Here is a 24,794-nt window from a genome sequence, read left to right as displayed (position 1 = left end):
ACCAGTCGTAGTACCTGGATCACGCCTGCAGGGCGTTGTCGTGGTCGAACGTTGTGACAACATCAACTGGCGCTACTTCATGCCATGTCCGGTCTTCAGCCGACTTCTCAATGGCATCATCAACTTCAGCTGCAGCCCATCCATCACCGGCAGAGGGCCCGTACTGCTTGTTGTCGAGCACACCTTGAATGAACTGGGCAGCCTCGACCACTTTCAGGTCATCGAAGCCCATTGATGTTCCTGCTCCGGGCTGGAAGCGGCTGAATCCGGGGTAATCTGGGCTGGCCATAGCGTCGACATATCCTTGCTGGAATCCATGATCGTTTCCGATGCAGATCTGCAGTCTGTTCAGATCTTCAAAGTTCCACCGCAATGAGCCTTCGGTGCCGTAGACCTCGATAATGTATTCGGCGCGCGGTCCCACGCTCACGCGCGAGGACTCCATCGTGACCAGGGTGCCTGATTCGAGGGTGCCCAGAACTGCAACATAGTCTTCGTTGCCGACCGGGCCTTTCTGGTCGGATACCTGCACCGTGGCATGTCCCATACCCTGTTCAAGGGGAATCGGACGCTCCGTGATGAACAGTCCTGTCTGCGCTGTAACAGCGGTAAAGCGGTCCTTCAAAACGTACTGCACCAGGTCGGCTCCGTGTCCGAGCAAATCGAGGATGACTCCTGCTCCGGCCTTTTCCTTCGCGTAACGCCACGTCAGCGGCCCGTCGGGACTCGAGGCATAGTCTGCAATCAGCCACACGCGGGCATTCGTGATACGACCGATTGCGCCCTCCGCAACGATCGCGCGCGCCATTTCAATGGCAGGAGCATGGCGGTAGTTGAATCCGACGGAGGTAATCAAGCCTGCAGATTGAGCCCCTCGCGCAATTTCTTTGGATTCTTGAGCGGAGATCCCCATCGGCTTTTCGATCCAGAAAGGTTTGCCTGCCTCGATCGCGGCCATCGCGATCTCGTGGTGAAGGAAGTTGGGCGCACAGATCGACACAACGTCGACCTCCGGGTCACTCAGAACATCTCGGTAGTCCTCCACAGCCTTTTCAAATCCCAAGTTGTCAACTGCGAACTGACGGTTGCTTTCCACAACATCGCAGCACACCACCAGCTTGATATCTACTTCAATTTCCGGATACTTCTCCCGCAGTGCTTTGAACGACCGTGTGTGAAGACGCCCCATCCATCCCAGCGAGATCACGCCTACGCCGATAGTCTTCCTGCTCATATCTGCTCCTTCGCGTTGTGGTCATCTCATCGACCCACAGTGCAACTGCGACTGCCATAATCGCATTTGTTACAACAAGCCAAGACTAAATCAAATTTGCGGTAAGCACAAGAGCTAATTTTGACAGGATTACGTACCGAGTATCTGACGTGCATAAACAGGTATTTGTTAAGGCTTACTCGCGTCGTGTCGGAGGAAGCGAGGATGTGATCGCCTGGATTATTCTGTGCGCATTCGCCTTCGAACACGCCAGATTGACGCGAATCCAGTTCTCGTATCCGGTTCCCAAAGTCGCACCGGCATTGACACCCACCCGAGCATTCTCACGCAGGAAGGCGGCAGGACTATGCACGCCTGACCAGTCATACGCATCCAGCCCCCACCATGTCAGGTATGTCGCTTCAGGACTGACAAAGTCGACCAGAGTGTCTGACAGTGCTTCATGCGCGAGCGTCATATTCGACGCAACCTCCTCACGCACCACGTCCTGCCACGGGTCACCGTCGCGGTAGGCAGCAATTGTTCCGATCGCCCCCAATGAGTTTGTCAGGTGACTAATCTCGCCACAGGAGTCGTCCCATTGTTCAAGCAAAGCGTCATCAGTCACGATGATTTGTGCGCAGGGAAGTCCCGCAATGTTCCATCCCTTCGATGCAGCTGTCGCCGTAATCGTGCGCGCCGCCACCTCATCATTCAGGCGCGCAAATGAGAAGTGACTCGTGGGATCTGTCAGGACCAGCGGACTGTGGATCTCATCGGCAAAAATCATCACATCCGTATCGCGAATCGCTTCCCACAACGCTTCCAGTTCGTCACGCCGAAAGGCACGCCCCGTCGGATTCCACGGATTGCACAAGATCAGCAGTGCACCACCCTGACGGGCTTCTCGGCCGATCGCTTCCACATCGAGTTGCCATTCACCCCCACTGCGCCGGTCTCCCTCGTCACTGAATGGAACACGAACAGCGGGGACTTCAACGATGGGATGCCCAGCGACACCGGGCATCGTCAGGAAGGGCATGTAGGCAGGGGTCGGTACAATGACTCGGCTCCCCTCGGGGATCATCGAGCGCAACACGACATCAAGGGCTGGCAAGACGGACTGGACCGTGCGCACGCATGTTGGATCAAGTGTCCAGCCGAATCGGCGTTGCTGAAAATCGACGAGGGCGTCTCGCACCGCGCCATCCAGCCATGACGGCTGGTATCCGAGCAGGCCGTCATCAATCGCTTTCTTCATCGCCTCGACAACCGGTGGAGCGGTACCAAAATCCATCTCAGCGACCCATGCACCCAGTGTTGGCTCACCGCTGGCAGTGCGAATGCCTGTCCATTTGAGCGATCCAATGGTCCAGTTCTCTTCAGGTGAGCGGTCAGGCAGCACAGGTTTCATGGAACATACTCCTTCATTCATTCAGCACCATGCTAATGCTCTTCACGCACTTCACGCCCGTCACTCGATGCTGTCCCCGTCGTCTGCTTCTGTCCCCCGCCACCGGACTCAGTGTCGCTGCCTGTGCGGGTACTCGCTCAATTGCTTGCGCGCACCTGACATTTGCAGTGAACCGTGTCATATGCATTGTCAGACTGACAACGTTTTGTTCTTCCTCATTGTCACCTTCCTGGACGCGCCTTAAAATGGATGGTCGGCCCTCGTTGATCAGCCGTTCAGATTACTGTGTGTGAAAGAAGGTTAAGTGGCGACTTCACGCTATTTCACGGTACCGGGATCAGATCGACAATACGACCGCAACAGAATGCTCATTGCCATCCTTATACCACTGGTCATGGCACTGCTTCAGGTTTCAGCAGTCAATACGCTGCTCCCCGCTATCCAGGAGACGTTGGGAGCCACCTCGTCAGGCATTCAGTGGGTGCTGGCTGGCTACGCGCTGGTCTACGGCATCATTTTGGTGCCCGCAGGACGTATCGGTGACCTTGTCGGACGCTCCATGATGTTCGTCATCGGGCTGGCGATTTTCAGCGCTGGCTGCCTGGCCTGCGCACTGGCAACTGACACCGTCATGCTGAACGCCATGCGGATTCTTCAGGCGGTGGGAGCGGGAGTATTTTCGCCTCAGGTCAACGGAATGATCCAGCAGTACTTCGATGGACGTGCGCGCGCCAAAGCTTTCGGCCTGATGGGGTTGACCATTTCTGCATCGGTTGCAGCCGGACCGCTAATTTCCGGCGCTACGGTAGCGATCTTTGGCAATGATCCAGGGTGGCGCTACGCGTTCGCGATCAACACTCCAATCGGCCTGCTCGGACTTTTCCTTGCCTTCCGGTGGCTGGCCTTCTCAAAGGAGCGACGCACCATCGGCCCGAATCGCAAGAAAGCACGCGAAGAGTACCGCCGTCAGGAAATTGTCGCGGGGCGTCCTGCTTCGAAGCGACGCGGTCGCACCCTGGATCTCGACCCTGTCGGCATGATCACACTGTGCATAGGCGTATTCCTGATCATGATGCCGTTTACGATGCACGCGTCCTGGCGAATGTGGCTGCTGCCTGCCGCCGTGCTTGTTCTGACTGCATGGGTGTGGTGGGAATACACCTACGAGCGCCGCGGCCACATCCCGATGGTGAACCTCAAACTGTTCAAGATCAGCTCATTCAGTTACTGCACGGCAATCTCCGCACTGCAGTTCCTGGGCTCCACCTCCATCTTCGTGCTCATCGCACTGTTCGTACAGCAGGGACTGGGGCAGACTGCTCTGTTCACCGGCCTGATCGGCCTACCCAACGCCGTGATTTCAGCCTACTTCGCGGTGTTCGCTTCACGCCACGCGATCGAGAAGGGTCGCGTGCTGCAGGTCGTCGCGCTGCTGATCGTCATCGGCTCGGTTCTGGCCACCGTCGCTGTAGCGTACGGTGTGGCCAATCTGGGATGGCACCCGGCATGGCTGACTCTGCCAATCACGCCCGTCGGTATCGGACTGGGCATGATGGGCTCGGTCAACCAGACTCAGTCCATGCTGGAAGTTCCAGCGGCTCACGGAGGTACGGCCGGTGGCATGGTCCAGACCGCCCAGCGCATCACGACTGCCATCGGTAATGCTGTTGTCACTGCCGTCTTCTTCGCCAGCGGAGCTGCTGTGGGACATACGCCCAGCGAATGGTTCCGCGGCTTCGCCTCAGCCCAGGCTCTGGTCGTTGGATTCATTTTGTTGGCAGTGATCGTCGCAGTGGTCTACATGATACGAGGGCGTCGCTCCATACCTGGCACATCGCAGGCACAAAGGACGATCCGCAACCGGTGACCTGGTGTTTTCCTGGGCACCGTTTCAACGGTAGAATAGGCAGCACTATGACTGTCACGAATGCAACTGGACGCGATATTCGCCTCCGTTTTTGTCCTTCACCAACTGGCACTCCGCACGTCGGAATGGTACGCACCTGCCTGTTCAACTGGGCGTATGCGCGTCACACCGGCGGAACGTTCGTCTTCCGCATTGAAGATACGGACGCGCAGCGTGACTCCGAAGAGTCCTACCAGCAGATCCTCGACTCCCTGGAATGGTTGGGACTGGACTGGGATGAAGGTATCGGTAAGGGCGGGCCGCACGCGCCCTATCGTCAGTCAGAGCGTATGGACATCTACCGTGACGTCGCACAGAAACTGCTGGAAGGCGGATACGCGTACGAGTCGTTTTCAACGCCCGAGGAAGTTGAGGAACGTCACCGTGCCGCTGGCCGAGATCCGAAGCTCGGCTACGACGGTTTCGACCGTGATCTGAGCGAGGAGCAGAAAGAGGTGTTCCGTGCTGAAGGCCGCAAACCTGTTCTGCGTATGCGCATGCCGGATGAGGACATCACGTTCACGGATCTGGTGCGCGGCGATATCACCTTCAAGGCGGGTTCGGTTCCTGACTATGTCATCGTTCGTGCCAACGGTCATCCGTTATACACGCTGGTCAACCCTGTCGACGATGCGCTGATGGAGATCACACACGTCCTGCGCGGTGAGGATCTGCTCTCGTCAACTCCTCGCCAGATCGTGCTCTACCGTGCACTTGAGGAGCTGGGGATCGCCTCATTCACGCCGCGTTTTGGCCACCTGCCTTATGTGATGGGTGAAGGGAACAAGAAGCTGTCCAAGCGTGACCCGAAGTCGAATCTGCTGCTGCACCGCGAAAACGGCATGATTCGTGAAGGCTTGCTGAATTACCTGGCATTGCTGGGCTGGTCGATCAGCCCGGATAATGACATTTTCTCCGCTGAGGAAATGATTGAGGCGTTCGACATCGAAGATGTCAACCCGAATCCGGCGCGCTTCGATCAGAAGAAGTGCACCGCCATCAACGCCGAGCACATCCGCATGCTCGACATCGACGATTTCACCCGCCGCATCGTGCCGTTCCTTCATCGCGATGGCGTAGTCAGTGCGGACACTTTCGATGCACTCACCGATGAGGAACAACGCCGCCTGGTTCCTGCTGCCCCGCTCATCCAGACACGCATTCAGGTGCTCTCTGAAGCGTCCGGCATGCTCGGGTTCCTGTTTGTGGCTGACAAAGATCTTCAGATCGATGAAAAGTCGCAGGGCAAACTCAAAGATGATGCGGCAGATGTCCTCAGCCGTGCCATCAAGGAGTGCGAAAAGGTTACTGAGGCTGACTTTGGGACGGAAAAGCTGGAAGAAAAGCTCCGCTCGGCCCTCGTCGATGAAATGGGAATTAAGCCGCGCCTGGCGTTCACACCCATGAGGGTGGCTGTGACCGGCAAGCAGGTGTCTCCCCCGTTGTTTGAGTCGATGGAAATCCTTGGTAAGGAATCCTCGCTCAAGCGTCTGCGTCACCTGCGTGACGTACTTGCCCAGTAGGTCAGGGCTCCGGAGCTCAGGGATTGAGCATCTTAGCGGCGCGGGGCAACGGGAATCGCGCCCGCCTAGTCGAGCGCGATGAGCGGAGCGAATTCGCCTTTTGTCAGTTCTGCCAGATCAGTGGCGGCAACCAGTACGGAAAATCCGCGTTTGCCGCCGCTGACCGCGATCGCATCGTAGGCGAGCGCTGACTCGTCGATGAAGGCGCGGTGCCGGGTGGTCTGTCCCAGCGGGGAGATTCCACCGACCACATACCCGGTTCGGCGCTGCGCGACAGCAGGATCTGCCATCTTTGCCGAGCGAGCGCCCGCTGCACGCGCAATGAGTTTGAGTGACAGGTGGTGGTCTACTGGAATCGCCGCCACGACGAACTCACCGTCGGAAGTTTCCACCATGAGGGTCTTGAAGACCTGCTGTGCCGGCAGATCAAGCTGGTCGGCGGCTTCTCCTCCATATGAGGCTGCCGACGCGTGGTGCTCATAGTGCAGGGGCGTGAAGTTGACTCCTGCCTGCGTCAGCTCCTCGACAGCTCGCGTCGGGCCGGTGCCGTGATGCTTTTTCTTCGCCATCGTCAGATGATGCTCGCGTCAGGCGAATCGACGACCTCTTTGCCGAAGGGGAAGCATGTCACGGGGATGAGTTTGAGGTTGGCAATTGCCAGCGGGATCCCGATGATGGTGACGAACTGTGCGATTGCGGTGGTGATGTGTCCGATGGTGAGCCATAGTCCTGCCACGAGGAACCACACGACGTTCATGAATGTTGAGCCTGCGCCGGCGTCCGGCCGCTTGACGACCTCGCGGCCAAATGGCCAGATCACGTAGGACGCCATACGGAAACATGCCACGCCGGCTGGGATCGTGATGATAAAGATGCACGCGATGATGCCGAAGAAGATGTATTCGAGGAAGAGCCAGAAACCGGCCAACAGGAACCAGATGATATTCAAGAGTGTGCGCACTGTGATCTCCTAGAGTTAAACCCGCTCATTTTACCTTATCTGCTTCCTTTATTGTCCCACGGCGTTCTTCTCCAACAGAACCGGCTACATAGCGAGGACAAAGTGCGTAGTATCGACCAAGTGAGCATCAACGACAACATTGCCCGAGTCCGCGACAGAATCGACCGTGCCTGCGAAGCTGCAGGCCGATCCGATACTGCGACACTCGAGCTTGCTGTCAAGACCCAGGACGCACAAACCTGCCAGGCTGCGGCTCGTGCTTTGTACGAGGCAGGCCTGCCTGTCCTCCTCGGACACAATCGCGTTCAGGAAGCCCGCGCTACCGCGGAGGCGATCCGCACTGTTCCGGGCGCCAGCATTCATCTGATTGGCTCATTGCAGACCAATAAGATTAACCAGGCGCTGGCCTGCACCGACTTGATCGAAACGGTTGATTCGCAGCGTCTGGTCGATCACCTCGATAAACGTGCCAACGGGCTGCGCCCCGTGTTTATCCAGGTCAACGTGTCTGGTGAAGACTCCAAGAGCGGGTGCCGACCTGATGATGTTCCAGCATTGCTGGATGCGATCGAATTGTCCAGCGCGCTCACGCTCGAAGGATTCATGACGGTTGGACTGAATTCGGATCACGAATCTGACGTGCGTCGCTCATACTGCTTGCTGCGCGACATTCGTGACGCTGCCTCCTGGCACCTGGGTGTACCTGAACCTGATCTGCAATTGTCGATGGGGATGTCACGCGATCTGGAGTGGGCAATTGCAGAAGGTGCCACGATCGTTCGGATCGGAACCGACGTGTTCGGCCCGCGCCCTCGTCGCGACTAGCCTGCTGCCGGATCGTGGTCTTTCACACCGGAACCACATAGCGGAATGATGCATGAAGCCGGACCTCGACCACTCGAGACATACTGACGGTATGCCGCATAGTTGGCGGCTGACGTGATTTCACAGTAAATTCCGCGGTGCGCAAGGTCGCTGTGTGCACGCACAATGTCCTGCTCATGTACGGCAAGAAATTCAATCGAGCAGGCGCGCGCATATCTCATGATTTGCTCAACCCGTGCAGGCCTTGCAATTGCGATTCCATCGGCAAGCGTCGCTGTGGCATGGAAATCGCTGAGATTCTCACCTGCCGCCATACGGCGCAGCGGATCACAGCGCTCACTTTGCACCGCCACAATATGCGGAAAATGATCGATGCATCCTGATGTCATCAAATGTTCAAGCGCCTTAACCGCGCCGATCAGTAGCGTGCCGTTGCCAACCGGAATGAGCAGGACCTCAGGGAGCCTCCCGCCACACTGCTCAAAGATCTCGTACACATAGGTCTTCGTGCCTTCATAGAAAAAGGGGCTGAAAACATGCGACGCATAGAACGCATCATCGCGCTCCCGAACGTAGGTTCGCGCGACATCTGCGCAATGATCGCGCGAGCCTTTCACAATGTGCACCATCGCGCCAAAGGATTCAATCATCGCGATTTTCTTGTCGGATGCCGCTTCCGGCACGAAAATCTCGCACTCTATCCCCGCTCGTGCAGCGTAGGCTGCGATCGCGCATCCGGCATTTCCGCTTGAATCCTGCACCACGCGCGTGATTCCAACCGAAGCGCACCACGTGATCAGCGCGGCCGCCCCTCGATCCTTGAATGACAGGGTCGGCATGGCGTATTCCAGTTTGCCGAGGACACCCTCGTCAATGGAGACGAGGCCGGTCATCCCCTCCCCCATGCTGACGCGCTGCCATGTGGAATCATCTGACCCAACTCCGATCATCGACGCACGATACCGGAACTGTGACCACTGCGAGGAATCCACGGTGTCGAGCGCGAACGGTTCCAGATCGCCGTGCAGATCCCACAGTCCGCCGCATCGACATTTTATCGAGGTCGCGGGCGTCGCCTCCGCGGTGCTGCCGCACCGCACACACTGGTAGTACATAGTGACAGTTTACGGAAGACGGTACGTCCACTCGTGGGTCGCGAACTTGGTACGGCACCGGTTCTCAGCGATCTCAATATCATGCTGCGTGATTTCGCCGTCCGTCGCGTGGTACTTGTCGCGGAAATGCCCCAGGAACACATCGATGATGTCTTCGCGCGCCATACCGGTCTGCGAGCGCATGGGGTCGACTCTTTTGACCGCTGAACGCGTCCCCTTATCGTGGATCTTTTCTTTGCCGATGCGGATCACTTCCAGCATCTTGGCTGCATCAATGTCATACGACATCGTCACGTGGTGCACCATGTAGCCGTTCGCGAATCGTTTCTGCGCTGCACCGCCGATCTTGCCTTCCTCGGACGCAATGTCATTGAGCGGTACGTACCGCGCTTTCACGCCGACCTTTTCGAGGGCTTCCATCACCCATTGGTCAAGGAATTCGTATGACTGGGCGAACGAGAGTCCGTCGACCAGGGCGGTGGGAACCACAAGCGAGTACGTCACACAGTTGCCGGCTTCCATAAACATTGCGCCGCCCCCGGTGATGCGGCGGCACACTGTAATGCCGTATTTGTCGATACCGTCCTGCCACAGTTCGTTGGCATAGGACTGGAATGATCCGATCACAACAGCCGGATCGTCCCATTCCCAGATGCGCATGAACGGTTTGCGGCGCCCTTCGGCGACATCCTGAGCAAGCGTTTCGTCCATCGCGACGTTGACCATTGGAGGCACCACCGGCCCGTGGATGACGTCGAAGTCAATGTCATCCCAGCTCAGTGCTTTACCCAGTGCACGCCGCAACGCGATGCCAACGCCTTCAGGAGTGATGCCCAGCAGGTTGTCGCTGGGCTGCAGGGCTTCAGAAACACGCTGAGCGGCCTGTGCCGCGCTCATGTCGGCTGGGGCGCTTTCCAGGGCATCGCGCATACGCGTCAGTGCGCTGTCTGGTTCCAGGAAGAAGTCTCCTGACAGTTGCACATCGCGCAGTATGGCGTCCGAATCCGTCTGGTCGACTTCCACGTCGAGGACGACGAGTTTGCCTCCAGGAACTTTGTATTCTCCATGCATGTCTCTATTGTCGCTGTTCGGAGCGATCCACGCTCGGCAACCGCAACGCGAAACCGGTCATTTACTCAGCGGGGCAGAAGTCCCCAGCGGTATCCGTCGAAGAGTGCTTCCCATGACGCCTCGATAATGTCGGTGCCGATTCCAACTGTGGACCATTCGCGCTCCCCGTCACTCATGGTGATCAGGACGCGGATCGTTGAGGCCGTCCCGGCGTGATGCTGGTCGAGGATATGCACCTTGAAGTCACTCAGTTCAATCACCGCGGCTTCCGGTTTGTACTGTGTGAGTACGGCGCGCAGCGCACGATCAAGGGCGTTGACCGGACCATTTCCTTCGCTGGTGTGGATGTAGCGCGCGTGGGTGCGGATCGTGACGGTAGCGCGTGTGCTCGAGAGTGGCTGTCCCTCAGCAGGTCGCTGACCCGTCGACACATCCCACGATTCAACGTCCACGAATGGGGGCAGCATTCCAACCTCGTTGCGCAGCAGCAACTCGAAGGAGGCGTCTGCGCCGTCGTACATATAGCCGTCCGCTTCGCGCTCTTTCACAATGCGAGCCAGTCGTGTGGCAAGGTCAGGACTGGTGAGGTCAATGCCCAGTTCCTGCGCTTTCAGTTCGATCGATGCACGTCCCGCCATCTCCGATACCAGCATTCTCATGCCGTTGCCTACCTGCTCGGGATCGATGTGCTGATACAGGTCAGGATCGACCCGAATAGCTGATGCGTGCAGTCCAGCCTTATGCGCGAAGGCGGAAGCCCCCACGTATGGAGTACGCGAGAACGGCGCAATGTTGACGATGTGTCCGATGCTGCGTGCCGTTGAGGTCAGGTGCGTCAGCGCGTGGCCACCAAGCAGGTCAAACCCCATCTTGAGCTGCAGGTTTGCGAGACAAGCCAGCAGGTCGGCATTCCCGGTTCGCTCTCCGTAACCATTGATGGTCCCCTGGATCTGTCGCGCGCCTGCCCCGACAGCTGCCATCGTGTTGGCCACTGCGCAGCCGGTGTCGTTGTGGGCATGTATTCCCAGCACCACATCTTCATGTCCGTCATTGACGAGGGCGTCCCGAGCCTGTTCAATCATCTGCGCAATAGTGGCAGGCAGATTTCCGCCGTTCGTGTCGCAGGGAATGACGGCTGCCGCGCCGGCACGTGCCGCCTCGATCATGACCTGAATCGGGTATCGCTCGCGTGAGTCCCACGCCAGGCCATCAAAGAAGTGCTCCAGGTCGACCATAACGGTGATGGGACGCCCCACCGCGTCGGGTGACGACAGGTAGGAAACGGTGTCGCGCACCATGCGCAGATTCTCCTCTAGCGTTGTGCGCAAAGCACTGGTGACATGTCTGGGATCGGATTTGGCAACGACAGTGATGACGCTGGCGCCGCTGTCAACGAGCCCCGCAATCTGAGGGTCTTTGCTGGCCTTCATTCCGGCTTTCGTCGTTGCTCCGAACGCGACGAGGGAGGAATGTGACAGGTCAAGGCGCGCTGCCTGCCTGAAGAACTCGGTGTCTTTCGGGATCGCTCCGGGCCATCCGCATTCAATGAAGTCGATCCCCAAGCGATCCATAATTCGCACGCATTCGATCTTGTCAGCAACTGACAGGCTGATGCCTTCCTGCTGGGCACCGTCACGCAACGTGGTGTCATATGTGAATACGTGCTCTTTCATGGATACAGTGTGTCAGTTCCGTGGCCCGTGACCTAATTCATGACGAGCATCGACCACAATGCGGGCTGTCTTGAGGCGCTGAAAAATGGCCTAACCGTCTACACTGAACGGATAGAAGCTGAAGGGGGGTGTGCCATGTTCGGGATCAACGGAGCTGAATTCGTCATTCTTTTACTACTGGCGGCGTTGCTGCTGGGACCCCGATCGGTGGCACAGGCTCTGCATGGTTTGAAAAAGGCTCTGACAATGTTTCGGCAGTGGTCGGCCCGGCTTCGAACCGACGCGTTAAGCGAATCATCTGCCTTGACGCCTCAGGATCTGAAGAATCTGCAGATGTTACGCGAATTTGACCTGTCGCAGTACTCCCCCAAACAGATGGTTCGAGAAGCTGTCCAAGACGAAATCAACGAGTGGATGAAGCAGGCAGGCCTGTCAGCCACCTCACTCAAGGACGCCGCGCAGTCCGTGCCGGATGGGACGCCCTCGACCAATGACACGAAACTTTCAATACAGCAATTGGATGCAGATAATCCCACTGGAGGTACGCCATGAGGCCCAGCCACATCGTCATCATTATCGTCGTTCTCATTATTTTGTTTGGCGCCTCGAAGCTTCCCGATATTGCGCGCTCGATCGGGCAGTCAGCCAAGGTTCTCAAGAAAGAGATGCGCGAGCTGTCTGACGACGATGGCTCCACGCCGGTTGCGCAGCCCCAGTCCCAGGCTCCGCAACCGCAGGTTCCGGTTCAGCAGCCCCCGGCCGAGCAGCCGCAGGCTCCCATGCCGCAGCACGGCACATCTGCGCAGGCTCCCATGCCACAGTACCCGCAGCAATCTCAGCAACCGCAAACCGGCCAGCAGCCAGACAACGGCACGCCTGAGAGCCCAGCGCCCTCCCAGAACTAGCTCCGAGCTGCGGGCATGAAGAAGTCCAATCCCGCAGGCCGGATGCCCATCAGCGCCCATCTGCGTGAACTGCGCAAACGCCTTGTGATGGTGCTGGTGGGAATCGTCCTGGGAGCCATCGCAGGATGGTACCTGTATGACCCCGTCATGGCGTTCATGACAGAGCCGCTGCGCGCTCTCGACTCGGCGACCACCCAGATTAACTTCCACACGATCGGCGCTGCGTTCGATCTGAAACTGCAGGTTGCGATCTGGATCGGCACGATCATCACGTGCCCGTGGTGGATCTTCCAGATCGGCGCTTTCATCGCTCCCGGCCTGCGCAGACGCGAAAAACTCTATATCACCGTCTTCGGCCTGGTCGGCGTCGTACTGTTTTGTGCGGGCGCTGCAACCGGCGTGTGGGTGGCGCCCAAAGCCGTCCATATCCTGCAGTCCTTCATACCCGACGGCGGCGTTTCCCTGCTGCAGGCCTCCAGCTACGTCAGCTTCTACATGCGCCTGGTCATCATTTTCGGCCTGTCGTATCTGTTCCCGGAGGTCCTGGTTCTGCTCAACTTCCTCGGCCTGCTGCCGGTTCGCGCAATGCTGCGCGCATGGCGATGGGTCACCATGATCTGTTTTGTGTTCGCCGCAATCGCCAATCCACTCCCCAGCCCGTGGCCGATGACAATCCAAGCGTTGGTGCTGATCGCGCTGTATCTGCTTGCCGTCCTGGTGTGCTGGATTCGCGAGCGCTACATCAAATATGGCCGCAGGCTCCGCCCTCGTCCATCCGCCCAGTCCTCCAACGACATTGGCGAGGGCGTCTCACTCCCACGCAGACGGCGGATTCCACGCAAACGCGTAGACTGACCGTAGGTCACACATGGCGCACTGAGCAATTGAATCGGTGCCGACTGATCGGCATCCGCTACCGGAGGAGATGACATGGCAGACGCTGCAAAAAGCCCTGAAATGGCGGCCTGGTTGAAGGACGTCGCTGAGTCCCTCAAAATTGAAGACAACCCGCTTCCTGGTGCTCAGGAGGCTTTGCTGGATATGACCAGCAGTGTTGCACACGGGCCGAGCCGTCCAGGTGCTCCGCTGACGAATTTCCTGGTCGGATACGCTGCCGGAAAACTCGGCGTGGATGCAGCTGAGGCTGCGCGCGCGGTTGCCGAGCAGGCCGACACCTGGCAGATGAAGTAAGGTCTCAGGTTTCGTCCTCAGCTTTCGACGCCGTTTCGTCGATGAATCCGCGACGCGGCATGGGCGCTTTCCCGCTTTCCGAGAAATGCACCAGCTGCCACGGCGGTGCAAGCGTCAGATACGTGGCGACCACTTCCTGAGCGTTCGCCGTCATTCCTGTGCGCAGCCACGCCGTAATCATCGCCATCATGTTGTGAAGCTGCTGGGAAACAGCCATTTCGATCCACAGTTGCGACGCGTTCCATTCCAGGCGTTGCGCAAAATCGGTCACATACTGGCTGAAAACTTCTTCCAGACGCTGCGCGAACAGTGAGCGCACAACCGAAGGCGCGTTGGTGGCGAAAATCTTGTGATAGATCTCGGGCTGTTGGCTGATTGTGCTCATCATCCGCACATACACGTCAGTCAGGCGTTGGCGCGGATCCTGTGTCACCGACGACAGCAAAGTGGCGAGGTCGGCGAAATCAGGCTGGAGCTGGTCAATCAGATAATTCGCCAGCAGGTCAGCTGGTGTGGGCGCATGCTTGTAGAAGGTTTGCCGCGCGACGCCGGCGCGTGCTGTCAGCTCTGAAACCGTAATCTTGTCCGCAGGAGTGGTGCGAGCCAGCTCGACGACTGCGTGAACTAGAGCAGCGCGGGTGCGCTGATAGCGAGGGTCTTCTTCAGGACTGCGCTGTTTTGAAGCACGACCAGTAGCGCTCACGCATCCTCCTTGGCACCTCGGTCCTGATTGCGCATCAGGCGCTTTTAAGTGACCATACACAATTCCCGACAACATGGGTTGATGCGCTCAGCAGGAGCGGCAAGGCGATCAAGTAGTCCGTGGTCCGCCATGTCGGTAATGGCGTCAACGGGGACCACTTCGTCGGGGGTTACACACGCCGAAAAACACCTAGGAAACGCCCCGCCATTTATGCAACACAGATGCCATCATATTCATCACTTCGAATGGCGTCTTATCAGGCATTTCGCAGTCTTCAGGCATAATTGGATTATTCGTTATTTGACAGGTGTCAGCTAGTGAGACAAAGGGGTTGCAGTGAAAGCAGTCAAGACCGCGTCGGGACCGTCCCGACGTTCGTTCCTGCAGTGGTCGGCAATCGCTGGGGCCAGCGTCGGTCTAGTGGGATGTTCAAACTCCAACGTGCAGTACTCCCACACAGACGATTCAGGCACACTCGTCCCCAACGGCACGGGACGCCTGGATGTCGACAAGACAGTTTCGTCGGCATGCATCGTCAACTGCGGTTCGCGCTGCCCACTACGCCTCCAGGTCAAGGACGGCACGGTCGTTCGCGTCCTGCCGGACAACACCGGCGACGAGACACTGATGAACCGCAATATCCTGGCATGTGTGCGCGGCCGCAACATGCGTGAGCGTATCTACAACCCCGACCGTATCAAGACACCGCTGCTGCGCGTGGGAGCCAAGCGCTCCGACGGCGAGTTCAAAGCCATCAGCTGGGACGAAGCCATCGACCTGATCGTTGAGAAACTGCGCTACACCTATGACACCTACGGCCCCGAAGCGATCTACAAGAACTATGGATCAGGAGTGTGGAACGCCCTCGTCGCTTATTCGGGAGGCTGGCACCGCCTGTTCAATCTGCTTGGCGGCCACCTGAACTACTACGGAAACTACTCCTACCTGCAGATTTCTCAGTGCACAAGGTACGTGTACGGTTCACCCGATGAGCAGATCTCCAACTCGATCGAAGATTGCATCGACAATTCCAAACTCATCGTGTTCTGGGGCAACAATCCTCTGGAAACACGAATGTCAGGCGGCGGCATCGCCTACACGGCAACGCGTGCGAAGAAAGCTGGCGTGAAGATCATCGTGGTTGATCCGCGCTACTCCGATACAGCCTCCCTGATTGCGGATCAGTGGATCCCGATCCGTCCCGGAACCGACGCCGCCCTCGTCGCTGCAATGGTGCACGTCATGCTGTCCGAAAACCTGCACGACCAGGCTTTCCTCGACAAGTACTGCATCGGGTTCGACGAACAGCACATGCCCGAGGGCGCCCCGAAGAACGCCTCCTACCGTTCGTATGTGGAAGGCAAAGGCGAAGACGGGATTGAAAAGACTCCGGAGTGGGCCGCACAGATTACGGGGATCCCGGCCGACACCATCCGCAAGTTTGCACGTGAGGTGGCCACTTCCACGCCCGTCAACATCAACCAGGGGTGGGGTCCGCAACGCCACGCCAATGGTGAAAACCAGGCGAACTCGATTTATCTGCTGGCCTGTGTGACCGGCAACGTCGGTATTCCCGGCGGCGGTACCGGCGGGCGTGACGGTTATTACTGGCCACTGTCCCAGTGGCTTGACGACGGGACGAACCCGGTGGAAACGTCGATCAGCTGCTACAAGTGGACCGACGCGATTGACCACGGACCGGAGATGACGGCTCTCAAAGATGGTGTGCACGGCAAGGACAAGCTCGATGTCGGCATCAAGTTCATGGTGGTGTACGGCTCCAACATGCTCTCCTCGCAGCACGGCGATATCAATCGCACGCGGGAAATCCTTGACGATGACACCAAGTGCGAGTTCATCGTCGGGATGGATAACCAGATGACAGCGTCGATGAAACTGTGCGACCTGGTGCTGCCTGATACCACCACTGCTGAACGATGGGATCTGGTTCCCAGCGAATACACCGGTGAGCTCGCCTACGAAATTATGGTCGAACAGGCTATCGACCCGCTGTATGAAGCTCGCAGCTCGATCGAGGTGACCACGGAGATCGCCGAACGTATGGGTATTGGTGAAGAGTTCGCGCACGGCAAGAAAACCACGGAAGACTGGGCGCGCGACGTTCACGAGATGACACGCAAGGATCAGCCGCAGTTCCCGACCTTCGACGAACTGCGCGACATGCGCGTCTACCGCTATAACCCCGACGAACATGTGGTGCCCCTCAAGGAGTTCCGCGAAGATCCGGAGGCCAATCCGCTGGAGACGCCGTCGGGCAAGATCGAACTGTATTCCAGCCAGCTGGCCGAGATGGCCAAGACGTGGGAGTTCCCCGATCCACTACCCGGTGACCGACTGACTCCGATCCCCGAATACGTCCCCACTCGTGAGGGCGTCGAGGAGGCGCGCACCAACAAGAAGTATCCGCTGCAGGTCATTGGACACCACTACAAGTCACGTACGCACTCGACGTACGGCAACCTGTCGAAGAACCGCGAGGCTCACCCGCAAAAGGCATGGATCAATATTCAGGATGCCCGCAAACGAGGGATCGCAAACGGCGACCAGATCCGCATCTTCAACGATCGCGGCACAATCCAGACGCAGGCGTTCGTTTCAGCGCGCATCGCACCAGGCGTTGTCTCTGTTCCGCAGGGCGCATGGGTTGAATGGGACGAGAACGGTGTGGATCACGGCGGTGCAGTCAACGTTCTGACATCTCAGCACCCCACTCCCCTGTCGAAGGGCAACGGTCAGCACACGAATCTTGCACAAGTGGAGAAGGTGTGAGGCACATGGACGTGACGCTGCCATTCGCGAAGCCGGCTTCGACAACGCCCGTGAGGCTGCCCGTATAAGCGGCGGCTCCGCACAAGCCCCACGACCTACCAACCACAGATTTTCACAGACTTGACCGTTCAGTACTGAACAGATCACCACGAGGAGGACCGATGGATCAGGACGCGATCCCACAGCCAGGCAGGCACGACACGGTTGATCAGCCGTTGACGCAAAAGGACGCCGGTTACGGATTCTTTTTCGATCAGAACATGTGCAATGGGTGCAAAGCCTGCCAGATCGCATGCAAGGACAAACATGACCTGCCTGTCGGCATGAACTGGCGCCGCGTGATCGAATACACCGGTGGCACGTGGAGCACCAACGAGCAGGAAGGCACGTTCACGCCCAACGTATTCAGCTACTACACCTCCATCTCGTGCAACCACTGCGAGAACCCGATCTGTATGCGCGTATGCCCCACCACTGCGATGAGCCGACGCGACGACGGCACCGTCTACGTTGATCAGAGCAAGTGCGTGGGATGCCGATACTGCCAATGGGCATGCCCCTACGGCGCGCCGCAGCTCGATTCACGCACCGGTCACATGTCCAAGTGCGACCTGTGCTATGACTACCGCGAGCAGGGTCAGAACCCGGCATGTGTCGACGCCTGCCCGACCCGCGCGCTCGGATGGGGACCGATCGAAGCTCTGCGCAAGGAGTTCGGGTCCGAATCAGGTATCGCACCCCTGCCGGATCCGTCGATCACGAAACCGCACCTGGTCATCAAACCGCACCGTGATGCCCAAAAGTGGGATGAAGGCACCGGTATGATCCAGAATCCTGAAGAGATCTAGACCCGTTACATCGGCACGAAGGAGCATCATGCACATCGGCGAACTCCCCATGATCATATTTACTGTCGTGGCTCAAATGTCGGTCGGAGCATTCTGGATTCTCGGCCTCATTCAGTTGATCGGACGGCGCTCAGGCATGAGTAACACCACGATTGACCGCATCACGAATGCCGGCATGTATGCGGCCGGCCCGCTGTTGCTTTTCGGTTTCTTCGCGGCGTTCTTCCACCTCAATGATCCCTTCCATGCGCCCTTCACACTGCTCCATATCGGATCCTCGTGGCTCTCGCGCGAACTCATCTCCGGGGTTCTGTACGCCGGTCTCGGCGCCTGTTTCGCGATCGCTCAATGGTTCAACATCCTCAGCCGCACTGCCCGCGACACCCTCGCAGGACTGACCGCACTTGCCGGTCTGGCTCTGATCATCTCTATGACGGGTGTCTACTACTTCACCGAAACGGTTCCCGCCTGGCACAACATCTTCACGTGGGTTTCCTTCTTCTCCTCAGCGTTCTTTACCGGCTCCCTCGCTGTTGCGCTAGCCTTGTTCATCGCATGGAGTATGCAGTCCGGCAACGCCGCCCCCGCACGCAAGCAAGTCCGCGAGCCAGCTCGTGCAGGTGCTTACGCCGGCACTTCGTCCGTCCTCATTGACGAAGGCGACTCACCCATCACCGACGCTTCACCGAATTCTTCAGCCACGCAGCCAGCGCCACAGGCTCGCGCCGGCAAGAAGACAGGCCTGGTGACCAAGGTGCTGGATATCGTCAAACGTGGCGTGTTCCCTGACGGCCAGCTCTCCGATGAAACCGTGACACTTGCGCAGCGTTCCATGCGCCTGTCCACCGCGATCGCAGCCATTGCCGGGATCGTCCTGATGGTCGCCTACCCCTTCTACATGACGTCTCTGGGATTAGGCAGCGAAGTGGAACGCACCGTCGCTCACCACATTGCCTCACACGGATACCTCGCAATGCGCCTGGTGTCACTGGCCGTTGTGGTCGTGCTGATTGTGCTGGTTGTGCGCAAACAACTGGAAAAGGCAACCAGCCCGTCCAAGCCGCTGGTGTGGCTGCTTGCCGGAGCTTTCGTCCTGGCCGTTCTGACCGAGCTACTCGGCCGCGGTCTGCACTACGAAGGGCTCGTCCGAGTCGGAATCAACACCGTCTTCGGATAACATGACGTATCCGACACGCTGATTCATCCACGATAAGACACTGATGCTTGATACTGATTCACTCGACGCTTTCAGCGCCGCCTTTTCCGTACTTGGCGCTCTGCACCGCGTGCCGGCGCGCGACACGACGGCACGCAGCATTCAAGGCATGCTCAGCGACTGGCCGCTACCTGCCAGCGGCGCTTCAGCAACGGGTATTGACCTGCTGCGTACCAGCTGTAACGAAGATGAGTATTCGCGTTGGTCGGATCAGGATGCGCTCTACGGCATCTCCGCGCGTGCACAGATCCCACCCTACGAGTCTGTTCACCGCGGCACTGACGGCCTGATCTTTGGCGTGGAGACTTTGCAGGTGCGTCAGTATTACGCGGCTCTGGGCTATGAGGCGCCACGACTGGGCAAAGAACCCGATGACCACATCGGTCTTGAGCTCGACTTCATATCAAAAGCGCTGCTGGTCGTACTCGATCACCTTGAACAGGGCGACAGTGATCAGGCAGAAGACGCCCTCGTCCTTGCCGCATCTTTTACGTACACGCACCTGCTACAGTGGGCGCCTCAGATGCTGGAAAGTGCGGTCGAGCTTGCCCGGACACGTTGGGTACGCGGCCTGATCGAGCTGACCGGTGGCACGCTCGAGCAGTGGAAACAGGCTCTTGAAGATGACGGTCATCCTCTCGAACGCTATGTGCCGGATGAGACTGCCCTGCACGAGGGCGACCTGACTGCATGCCAGGACGCACAGCGAAGCGGTGGCCCGGTGCCGGTGAAGATTCAGCCGGCACCGTCGCACTCCGCCTCACACAGTTGGCTGAGCGACCTGTGATGACCGCTTTCGATCCGTTGAGCGCGCCTGACGCATCCGATGTGATCAGCCGGGGCACACGAGTGGGCACAGTCGCCTCTGTTTTGTCGATGCTCTTCGCATCCACACCCGAGACAGGCGTTCTGCATAACGTTGCGAACCCCGAGATGCTGCGGTTGTGGCCGCTGCGAGATGACGACTCACTGGAAGCGGCGCGACAACTTGCCGCTGCCGATGAGAATGCCCGCCAGATTCGCGATGAGTATCTGCTGGTTCTGGGCTTTGGCGGCCCTATCCCGATGACGGAACGCGCTGCGGGGCTGGCGCAGCGTAATGCGTGCGCAGACCTCGACGCTTTATATGCCCGCCACGAATTCCCGACCGTCATGTTGCGCGATGTGCCTCTTGATCACGTGGGCGTGGAGATCGCCTTCGCCGGGCACCTGGCGACTGCTCTTGCCCTGGCGTGGCGCACGCGCGAAGCCGCCGCATGCGCGCAGCAGGCTCACAGTCTCGGCGATTTTCTCGATCACCACCTGGGCCCACTTGCAGCGCGTGTCATTCACGGGATCCGCACACAGTGCGCAACTGCGACGTATCGTGCGGCGGCTCTTCTGCTCACTGGGATGCTCAAGGAAAGCGTGGCGCTCGCCGATTTTGCCGTGCACGCGGATCCAGGCCAGGCGACTTCCAGCGAAACCGACATCTCATGAGCGCGATGCAGGCGGTGCTGCGGTGGCTCGGCGCCTTCGATCCGGCGCACCGCCTGGTGCTGGTGTGTGACCAGGAGGCGGTTCCCCCGATCAGCTCTGGAGATGCGGCCCTGGTGTGGGATAGCTGCCTACACACCGTGACCGCTTCTGATACAGCACAGCTGCTGGTCCAAGGTGCCGAGGCTGTTCACTTCGTCCCCTGTTCGGAGCACCCATCGCAGTGCCAGGATACTTTGAAGCATTTGCGCAACATTTTCGGTGACCTGCTCGGCGCCTATAAGACTCCCCGACGCGCAGCCCATCGTCCACGTGTCACTTGGATGGCACACGTGCAGATGCCCCGACGTGCCCTGCTTCCTGTGCCCTCGGATTCGGCGCTGACAATCTCAGCAAGCAACGAGTGGAGAAGCTTCGAAGCTTTCCATGAGTTGGCTGACCAGCGCGCCATCGTCCGGCCCGCGGTATTCGCCGATACCGACCGGGTGCACATGCTGCGCTGTTCGACGTGTTCGGCTCAGGTCGTTCACTGTCAGGTCAACCAGTCCGCAGGCATCGATGCCTCTCAGGCGTTCCACGATTTTTCGGCGCTGTGTCCGGCATGCCAGGTCGCTGTCCATTACTGTCCCGCGCACACCACTCAGGACGAGCAGGGCGCGGCGCTTCTCGCACCTTTCGAAGCTGACGAACAGCGACGCGAGCAGACTGACCTGACGCCATGCACAAAATGCCACAACTTGCATCCCGCGTCGGAGGGCGCTCTGTGCGCGCTGTGCACATTCCGCATGGCGCACCCCTTTGATGCCGCGATTCCTCGCGACGTGTGGGGAACCTTCCCTGAGGACGTGCGCACGCAGTTGCGCGGCATCTGAGCCGCATGGTCGTCTAGCCTGTAGAGTCCCGCAATGCGGGGGTTTGCCGTACCACTTCCGCAAATGCGGCATTAGTGACGAGATAGTTCCGCTATTACCCGATAGGATGATGAAGATGAATTATCGTATCTCGGAAGTGTCAGAGCTGTTGGGAGTCTCTGACGACACGATCCGTCGATGGATTGACGATGGACGCATCGAATCAGCCGAAGGCTCGTCACCCCGTGAGATCACGGGCGAGTCGTTGGCGCGTTATTTGATGTCCACTAACAACCTGTCAGGTAGCCACACGGCGTCGAGCCGTAACCTACTCAAAGGCCTGGTTCTGGAAGTCGAATCAGACAAAGTCATGAGCCAGGTCGTCATGCAGTGTGGCCCCTTTCGAGTCGTGTCACTGATTTCAACCGAGGCAGTACGAGACCTCGATTTGAAACCTGGCGTCATCGCGCGTGCGCAGATCAAAGCAACGAACGTCGCGATCGTCAAGTAACTCGCTCGCGGCCATGCCGCAATGAAAGGATGAACAATGCTTCGCAAATTTGGTACCAGCTTTGCGCTGCTGGCAACGGCAGCATGTGCACTGGCAGGATGCTCCGGTGGCGGCTCAACAGAATCTGAGCAGTCCGAACCCGCAGCTGCCCTTCAGTCAGAAACTTCGCAAAGCTCCGAGGCCGCTTCCGCGTCAGAGGGTCAGAACTACGGTGACATCACTATTTTCGCCGCAAAATCTCTGACGAAGTCCTTCACCGAACTCGGTGAAGCGTTCGAGGCGGAGAACCCAGGCTCGAAAGTGACGTTCAGCTTTGACGGCTCGCAGAACCTGGTCGACCAGATTCACCAGGGCTCCCCCGCCGACGCATTGTTCACCGCCGACCAAAAGAACATGGACAAGGCCGCTGAAAATGGCGACGTCGAAGCTGATGCCTCCTACGCCACCAACACGCTGGTCATGGTGGTTCCCAAGGGCAACCCCGGCCAGGTCGAAGGCTTCACTACCGAGGCGCTCGAAGGTAAGAAGCTCGTGGTGTGCGCCGAGGGCGTCCCATGCGGCAACGCCACCAAGACTCTGGCTGAAAAGAACGGCGTCACTTTCCAGGCCGTGTCCGAGGAGCAGAACGTAGGCGACACGCTCGCCAAGGTTGAAACCGGTGAAGCTGATGCCGGACTCGTGTACAAGACCGATGCCATGTCATCAGACAAGGTTGACGTCATTGAGATCGAGAATGCCGATCAGGTTGTCAACGATTACCGCGTGGCTCTGATGAAGAGTGCGAAGAACAAGGAAGGCGGACAGGCGTTCATCGACTTCATCCTCTCCGACAAGGGTCAGCAGGTCCTCGACGCCTACGGATTCACTGCTCCGACTACGAAGTAAGCAGTACATACCGACATCCATGTGTGACCCGCTTCGGCGGGCCACACTCACGTAAGGGGCATTCGTGAAACTGAAATACGCGCCGTGGCTGACGGCACCGGGGATCCTGGCCGCACTGTTCCTGGTATTCCCGCTGCTCACGATCTTTGTTCAGACGCCGTGGACTGATTTTGGCCGCTTCATTTCCACTGATATTTCTCAGGATGCCCTCTGGCTGTCACTGAAAACGTGCGGAGTATCGGTCGCGCTGTGCGTGTGTCTGGGCGTTCCCCTCGCATTCGTCCTGGCGAATCTGCCGGATGTGTGGTGGACGCGGTTGCTGCGCACAATCGTCACCCTGCCGATGATGTTGCCGCCGGTGGTGGCTGGCTTGGCGCTGCTGCTCACCTGGGGGCGGCGTGGCCTGCTCGGCCAGCACCTGTCGGTGATCGGCATCGAAATCGGCTTCACCTCCATCGCGGTTGTCATGGCGCAGACCTTCGTCGCCATGCCGTTCCTCATCTCCTCTCTTGAGGGTGCGATCCGCACCCGTGGAAACGAATACGACGAAGCCGCCCGCGCGCTCGGCGCCTCGCGTACCCGTACGTTCTTCCACGTCACCTTGCCCGTCATGTTCCCGTCGATCCTGTCAGCAGCTGCCATGTCATTCTCTCGCGCGCTGGGCGAATTCGGTGCGACGATCACATTCGCAGGCTCGCTGCAGGGCACCACCCAAACCATGCCGCTCGCCATTTACCTGCAGCGTCAGTCCTCCACAGAAGAAGCGCTCGCCCTGTCAGTCGTCCTTCTCACCATGGCAATCGTCATTCTGTTCGGAGCGAATCTCCTCGCTGTGCACCTTCCCGGTGTCCGCCCTGCAACCGAGCGGAAACCATACAGCGATCACGCGCAGCGAATTGACGAGGATGCCCTCGACACTCCCCTTCCCGACGAAAACAAGACGGACAGCGTTGACCACTCCAAGGTGGATTCGACCACTGCCACTGCTGCGCGTCCCTCATCGAGCACGGACATCGATGTAGATGCGGAAGTGGCTCAACGTGGAGTAATGCTGAAGGTGCACATTCCCGGCGGTCAGATGACGGCCGTCATGGGGCCGAACGGTTCAGGCAAATCGACGCTGCTGGGGCTGATTTCTGGCACAGTGACTGCGTCCAGCGGTGGAGTCACGTTCTCGCAGCCGTCACCCAGGATCGTCCTACTGCAGCAAAAACCGTTGCTGTTCCCACATATGAGTGTGCTCAAGAACGTGGAGTTCGGGTTGGGTTCGTGCGGAGCGTCGCGCGCCGATGCACGCAGGCGCGCAATGGCTGAGCTGCGGGCGGTGCGAATGGATGGACTGGCGGATCGTCGTTCCACGCAGCTGTCGGGAGGCCAGGCTCAGCGGGCTGCCATTGCCCGCGCCATGGCGTTGGATCCGGACATTGTGCTGCTCGATGAGCCAATGGCCGGGCTGGATGAGCGGTCAGCGCAGTCGGTGCGCACTGAGCTGGAACGCCGCATGCGCACCTCTCCCTTTACCGGCGTGCTGGTAACGCATGATCCAGAGGATGCCGAACAGCTCGCTGATTTCAACGTGCTGATTCGCCACGGCCGTGTCGATCGTGCAGAATCGGTCGACTCCGCTTCCTGAGCATCCAGCCGGGGCGTTGGACCCTCCATTACCCAGCCAACTGGCGTCCGGCCATTGCTTGAACGTCCATCGGGTCAGCGGCTA

24 protein-coding genes are annotated in these 24,794 nt (G+C 58.7%); 16 read left to right on the top strand and 8 right to left on the bottom strand.

Going from position 1 to position 24,794, the window contains the following annotated elements:
- Window positions 1–19 precede the first annotated feature (19 nt).
- The gene (locus BLT69_RS03035; RefSeq protein ID WP_092648369.1) at window positions 20–1,234 is read right to left on the bottom strand and encodes a Gfo/Idh/MocA family protein; all 1,215 of its coding nucleotides are present in this window, start codon (window positions 1,232–1,234) and stop codon (window positions 20–22) included.
- A 175-nt stretch (window positions 1,235–1,409) separates the two neighbouring features.
- Complete coding sequence (locus tag BLT69_RS03030; protein ID WP_058236314.1) at window positions 1,410–2,627, bottom strand: MalY/PatB family protein; 1,218 nt, start codon at window positions 2,625–2,627, stop codon at window positions 1,410–1,412.
- Between the two features lie 304 nt (window positions 2,628–2,931).
- Between BLT69_RS03030 and BLT69_RS03025 the strand changes: the two genes are divergently transcribed.
- Together BLT69_RS03025 and gltX are read left to right on the top strand one after the other, a co-directional pair.
- Window positions 2,932–4,494 carry an MFS transporter gene (locus BLT69_RS03025; RefSeq protein ID WP_092648368.1) on the top strand — a complete coding sequence of 521 codons (1,563 nt, stop codon included), beginning with the start codon at window positions 2,932–2,934 and terminating at the stop codon, window positions 4,492–4,494.
- A gap of 47 nt (window positions 4,495–4,541) precedes the next feature.
- Window positions 4,542–6,056, top strand: a complete 1,515-nt coding sequence (gltX, locus tag BLT69_RS03020; protein WP_092648367.1) for a glutamate--tRNA ligase — start codon at window positions 4,542–4,544, stop codon at window positions 6,054–6,056.
- Window positions 6,057–6,121: 65 nt separating this feature from the next.
- Here the strand turns inward: gltX and ybaK are convergent, their stop codons facing one another.
- Complete coding sequence (ybaK, locus tag BLT69_RS03015; protein ID WP_058236311.1) at window positions 6,122–6,625, bottom strand: Cys-tRNA(Pro) deacylase; 504 nt, start codon at window positions 6,623–6,625, stop codon at window positions 6,122–6,124.
- A gap of 2 nt (window positions 6,626–6,627) precedes the next feature.
- Window positions 6,628–7,017 (bottom strand): YccF domain-containing protein, encoded by a 390-nt coding sequence (locus BLT69_RS03010; protein WP_058236310.1) that lies wholly within the window; start codon window positions 7,015–7,017, stop codon window positions 6,628–6,630.
- A 120-nt stretch (window positions 7,018–7,137) separates the two neighbouring features.
- On the opposite strand from BLT69_RS03010, the gene BLT69_RS03005 reads away from it, so the two are divergent.
- Window positions 7,138–7,842, top strand: a complete 705-nt coding sequence (locus tag BLT69_RS03005; protein WP_092648366.1) for a YggS family pyridoxal phosphate-dependent enzyme — start codon at window positions 7,138–7,140, stop codon at window positions 7,840–7,842.
- Here BLT69_RS03005 and BLT69_RS03000 read toward each other — a convergent pair.
- From BLT69_RS03000 to cimA, 3 genes are all read right to left on the bottom strand, one after another.
- Window positions 7,839–8,957 (bottom strand): pyridoxal-phosphate dependent enzyme, encoded by a 1,119-nt coding sequence (locus BLT69_RS03000; RefSeq protein ID WP_092648365.1) that lies wholly within the window; start codon window positions 8,955–8,957, stop codon window positions 7,839–7,841. The genes BLT69_RS03005 and BLT69_RS03000 overlap by 4 nt on opposite strands.
- 9 nt (window positions 8,958–8,966) lie before the next feature.
- The gene (gene lplB, locus BLT69_RS02995; RefSeq protein ID WP_070725093.1) at window positions 8,967–10,028 is read right to left on the bottom strand and encodes a lipoate-protein ligase small subunit; all 1,062 of its coding nucleotides are present in this window, start codon (window positions 10,026–10,028) and stop codon (window positions 8,967–8,969) included.
- Window positions 10,029–10,093: 65 nt separating this feature from the next.
- On the bottom strand, window positions 10,094–11,701 hold the full coding sequence (gene cimA / locus BLT69_RS02990; protein ID WP_092648364.1) for a citramalate synthase: 1,608 nt from the start codon (window positions 11,699–11,701) through the stop codon (window positions 10,094–10,096).
- Window positions 11,702–11,740: 39 nt separating this feature from the next.
- On the opposite strand from cimA, the gene BLT69_RS02985 reads away from it, so the two are divergent.
- The 4 genes from BLT69_RS02985 to BLT69_RS02970 all read left to right on the top strand — a co-directional run bounded on the left by BLT69_RS02985 (window position 11,741) and on the right by BLT69_RS02970 (window position 13,797).
- Complete coding sequence (locus BLT69_RS02985; RefSeq protein WP_157886330.1) at window positions 11,741–12,253, top strand: twin-arginine translocase TatA/TatE family subunit; 513 nt, start codon at window positions 11,741–11,743, stop codon at window positions 12,251–12,253.
- Window positions 12,250–12,606 (top strand): Sec-independent protein translocase subunit TatA, encoded by a 357-nt coding sequence (gene tatA, locus BLT69_RS02980; protein WP_070725089.1) that lies wholly within the window; start codon window positions 12,250–12,252, stop codon window positions 12,604–12,606. The genes BLT69_RS02985 and tatA overlap by 4 nt, the downstream gene beginning before the upstream one ends.
- A gap of 15 nt (window positions 12,607–12,621) precedes the next feature.
- The gene (gene tatC / locus BLT69_RS02975) at window positions 12,622–13,461 is read left to right on the top strand and encodes a twin-arginine translocase subunit TatC (RefSeq protein WP_257590393.1); all 840 of its coding nucleotides are present in this window, start codon (window positions 12,622–12,624) and stop codon (window positions 13,459–13,461) included.
- A gap of 75 nt (window positions 13,462–13,536) precedes the next feature.
- Entirely contained in the window at window positions 13,537–13,797 is a 261-nt protein-coding gene (locus BLT69_RS02970; protein WP_058236302.1) for a DUF6457 domain-containing protein, read from the top strand.
- Between the two features lie 4 nt (window positions 13,798–13,801).
- On the opposite strand, the gene BLT69_RS02965 is transcribed toward BLT69_RS02970, so the two are convergent.
- Window positions 13,802–14,500 carry a TetR/AcrR family transcriptional regulator gene (locus tag BLT69_RS02965; RefSeq protein ID WP_092648362.1) on the bottom strand — a complete coding sequence of 233 codons (699 nt, stop codon included), beginning with the start codon at window positions 14,498–14,500 and terminating at the stop codon, window positions 13,802–13,804.
- Window positions 14,501–14,836: 336 nt separating this feature from the next.
- On the opposite strand from BLT69_RS02965, the gene BLT69_RS02960 reads away from it, so the two are divergent.
- The 9 genes from BLT69_RS02960 (at window position 14,837) to BLT69_RS02920 (ending at window position 24,710) form a co-directional block, all read left to right on the top strand.
- The gene (locus BLT69_RS02960; protein ID WP_070725086.1) at window positions 14,837–17,290 is read left to right on the top strand and encodes a DMSO/selenate family reductase complex A subunit; all 2,454 of its coding nucleotides are present in this window, start codon (window positions 14,837–14,839) and stop codon (window positions 17,288–17,290) included.
- 161 nt (window positions 17,291–17,451) lie between these two features.
- Window positions 17,452–18,138: a DMSO/selenate family reductase complex B subunit gene (locus BLT69_RS02955; protein ID WP_092648361.1), complete on the top strand. Its 687-nt coding sequence runs from the start codon at window positions 17,452–17,454 to the stop codon at window positions 18,136–18,138.
- 28 nt (window positions 18,139–18,166) lie between these two features.
- On the top strand, window positions 18,167–19,315 hold the full coding sequence (locus BLT69_RS02950) for a dimethyl sulfoxide reductase anchor subunit family protein (RefSeq protein ID WP_257590392.1): 1,149 nt from the start codon (window positions 18,167–18,169) through the stop codon (window positions 19,313–19,315).
- Between the two features lie 43 nt (window positions 19,316–19,358).
- Window positions 19,359–20,141, top strand: a complete 783-nt coding sequence (locus tag BLT69_RS02945; protein WP_092648360.1) for a TorD/DmsD family molecular chaperone — start codon at window positions 19,359–19,361, stop codon at window positions 20,139–20,141.
- Window positions 20,141–20,833, top strand: a complete 693-nt coding sequence (locus tag BLT69_RS02940) for a TorD/DmsD family molecular chaperone (RefSeq protein ID WP_157886328.1) — start codon at window positions 20,141–20,143, stop codon at window positions 20,831–20,833. The genes BLT69_RS02945 and BLT69_RS02940 overlap by 1 nt, the downstream gene beginning before the upstream one ends.
- On the top strand, window positions 20,830–21,702 hold the full coding sequence (locus BLT69_RS02935) for a hypothetical protein (protein WP_157886327.1): 873 nt from the start codon (window positions 20,830–20,832) through the stop codon (window positions 21,700–21,702). Before BLT69_RS02940 ends, BLT69_RS02935 begins: the two co-directional genes overlap by 4 nt.
- A 115-nt stretch (window positions 21,703–21,817) precedes the next feature.
- Window positions 21,818–22,192: a TOBE domain-containing protein gene (locus BLT69_RS02930; RefSeq protein WP_058236836.1), complete on the top strand. Its 375-nt coding sequence runs from the start codon at window positions 21,818–21,820 to the stop codon at window positions 22,190–22,192.
- 36 nt (window positions 22,193–22,228) lie between these two features.
- The gene (modA, locus tag BLT69_RS02925; RefSeq protein ID WP_092648357.1) at window positions 22,229–23,077 is read left to right on the top strand and encodes a molybdate ABC transporter substrate-binding protein; all 849 of its coding nucleotides are present in this window, start codon (window positions 22,229–22,231) and stop codon (window positions 23,075–23,077) included.
- A 64-nt stretch (window positions 23,078–23,141) separates the two neighbouring features.
- A complete protein-coding gene (locus BLT69_RS02920; protein ID WP_092648356.1) occupies window positions 23,142–24,710 on the top strand; it encodes an ABC transporter permease in 1,569 nt (522 codons plus the stop codon).
- Window positions 24,711–24,794: the final 84 nt, after the last annotated feature.

Origin of the sequence: Schaalia radingae, from assembly GCF_900106055.1 — a bacterium.
Taxonomy (GTDB): Bacteria; Actinomycetota; Actinomycetes; order Actinomycetales; family Actinomycetaceae; genus Pauljensenia; species Pauljensenia radingae_A.
Note: the sequence above shows the minus strand (reverse complement) of the source record. Positions and strands in the feature narration are given on the sequence as shown.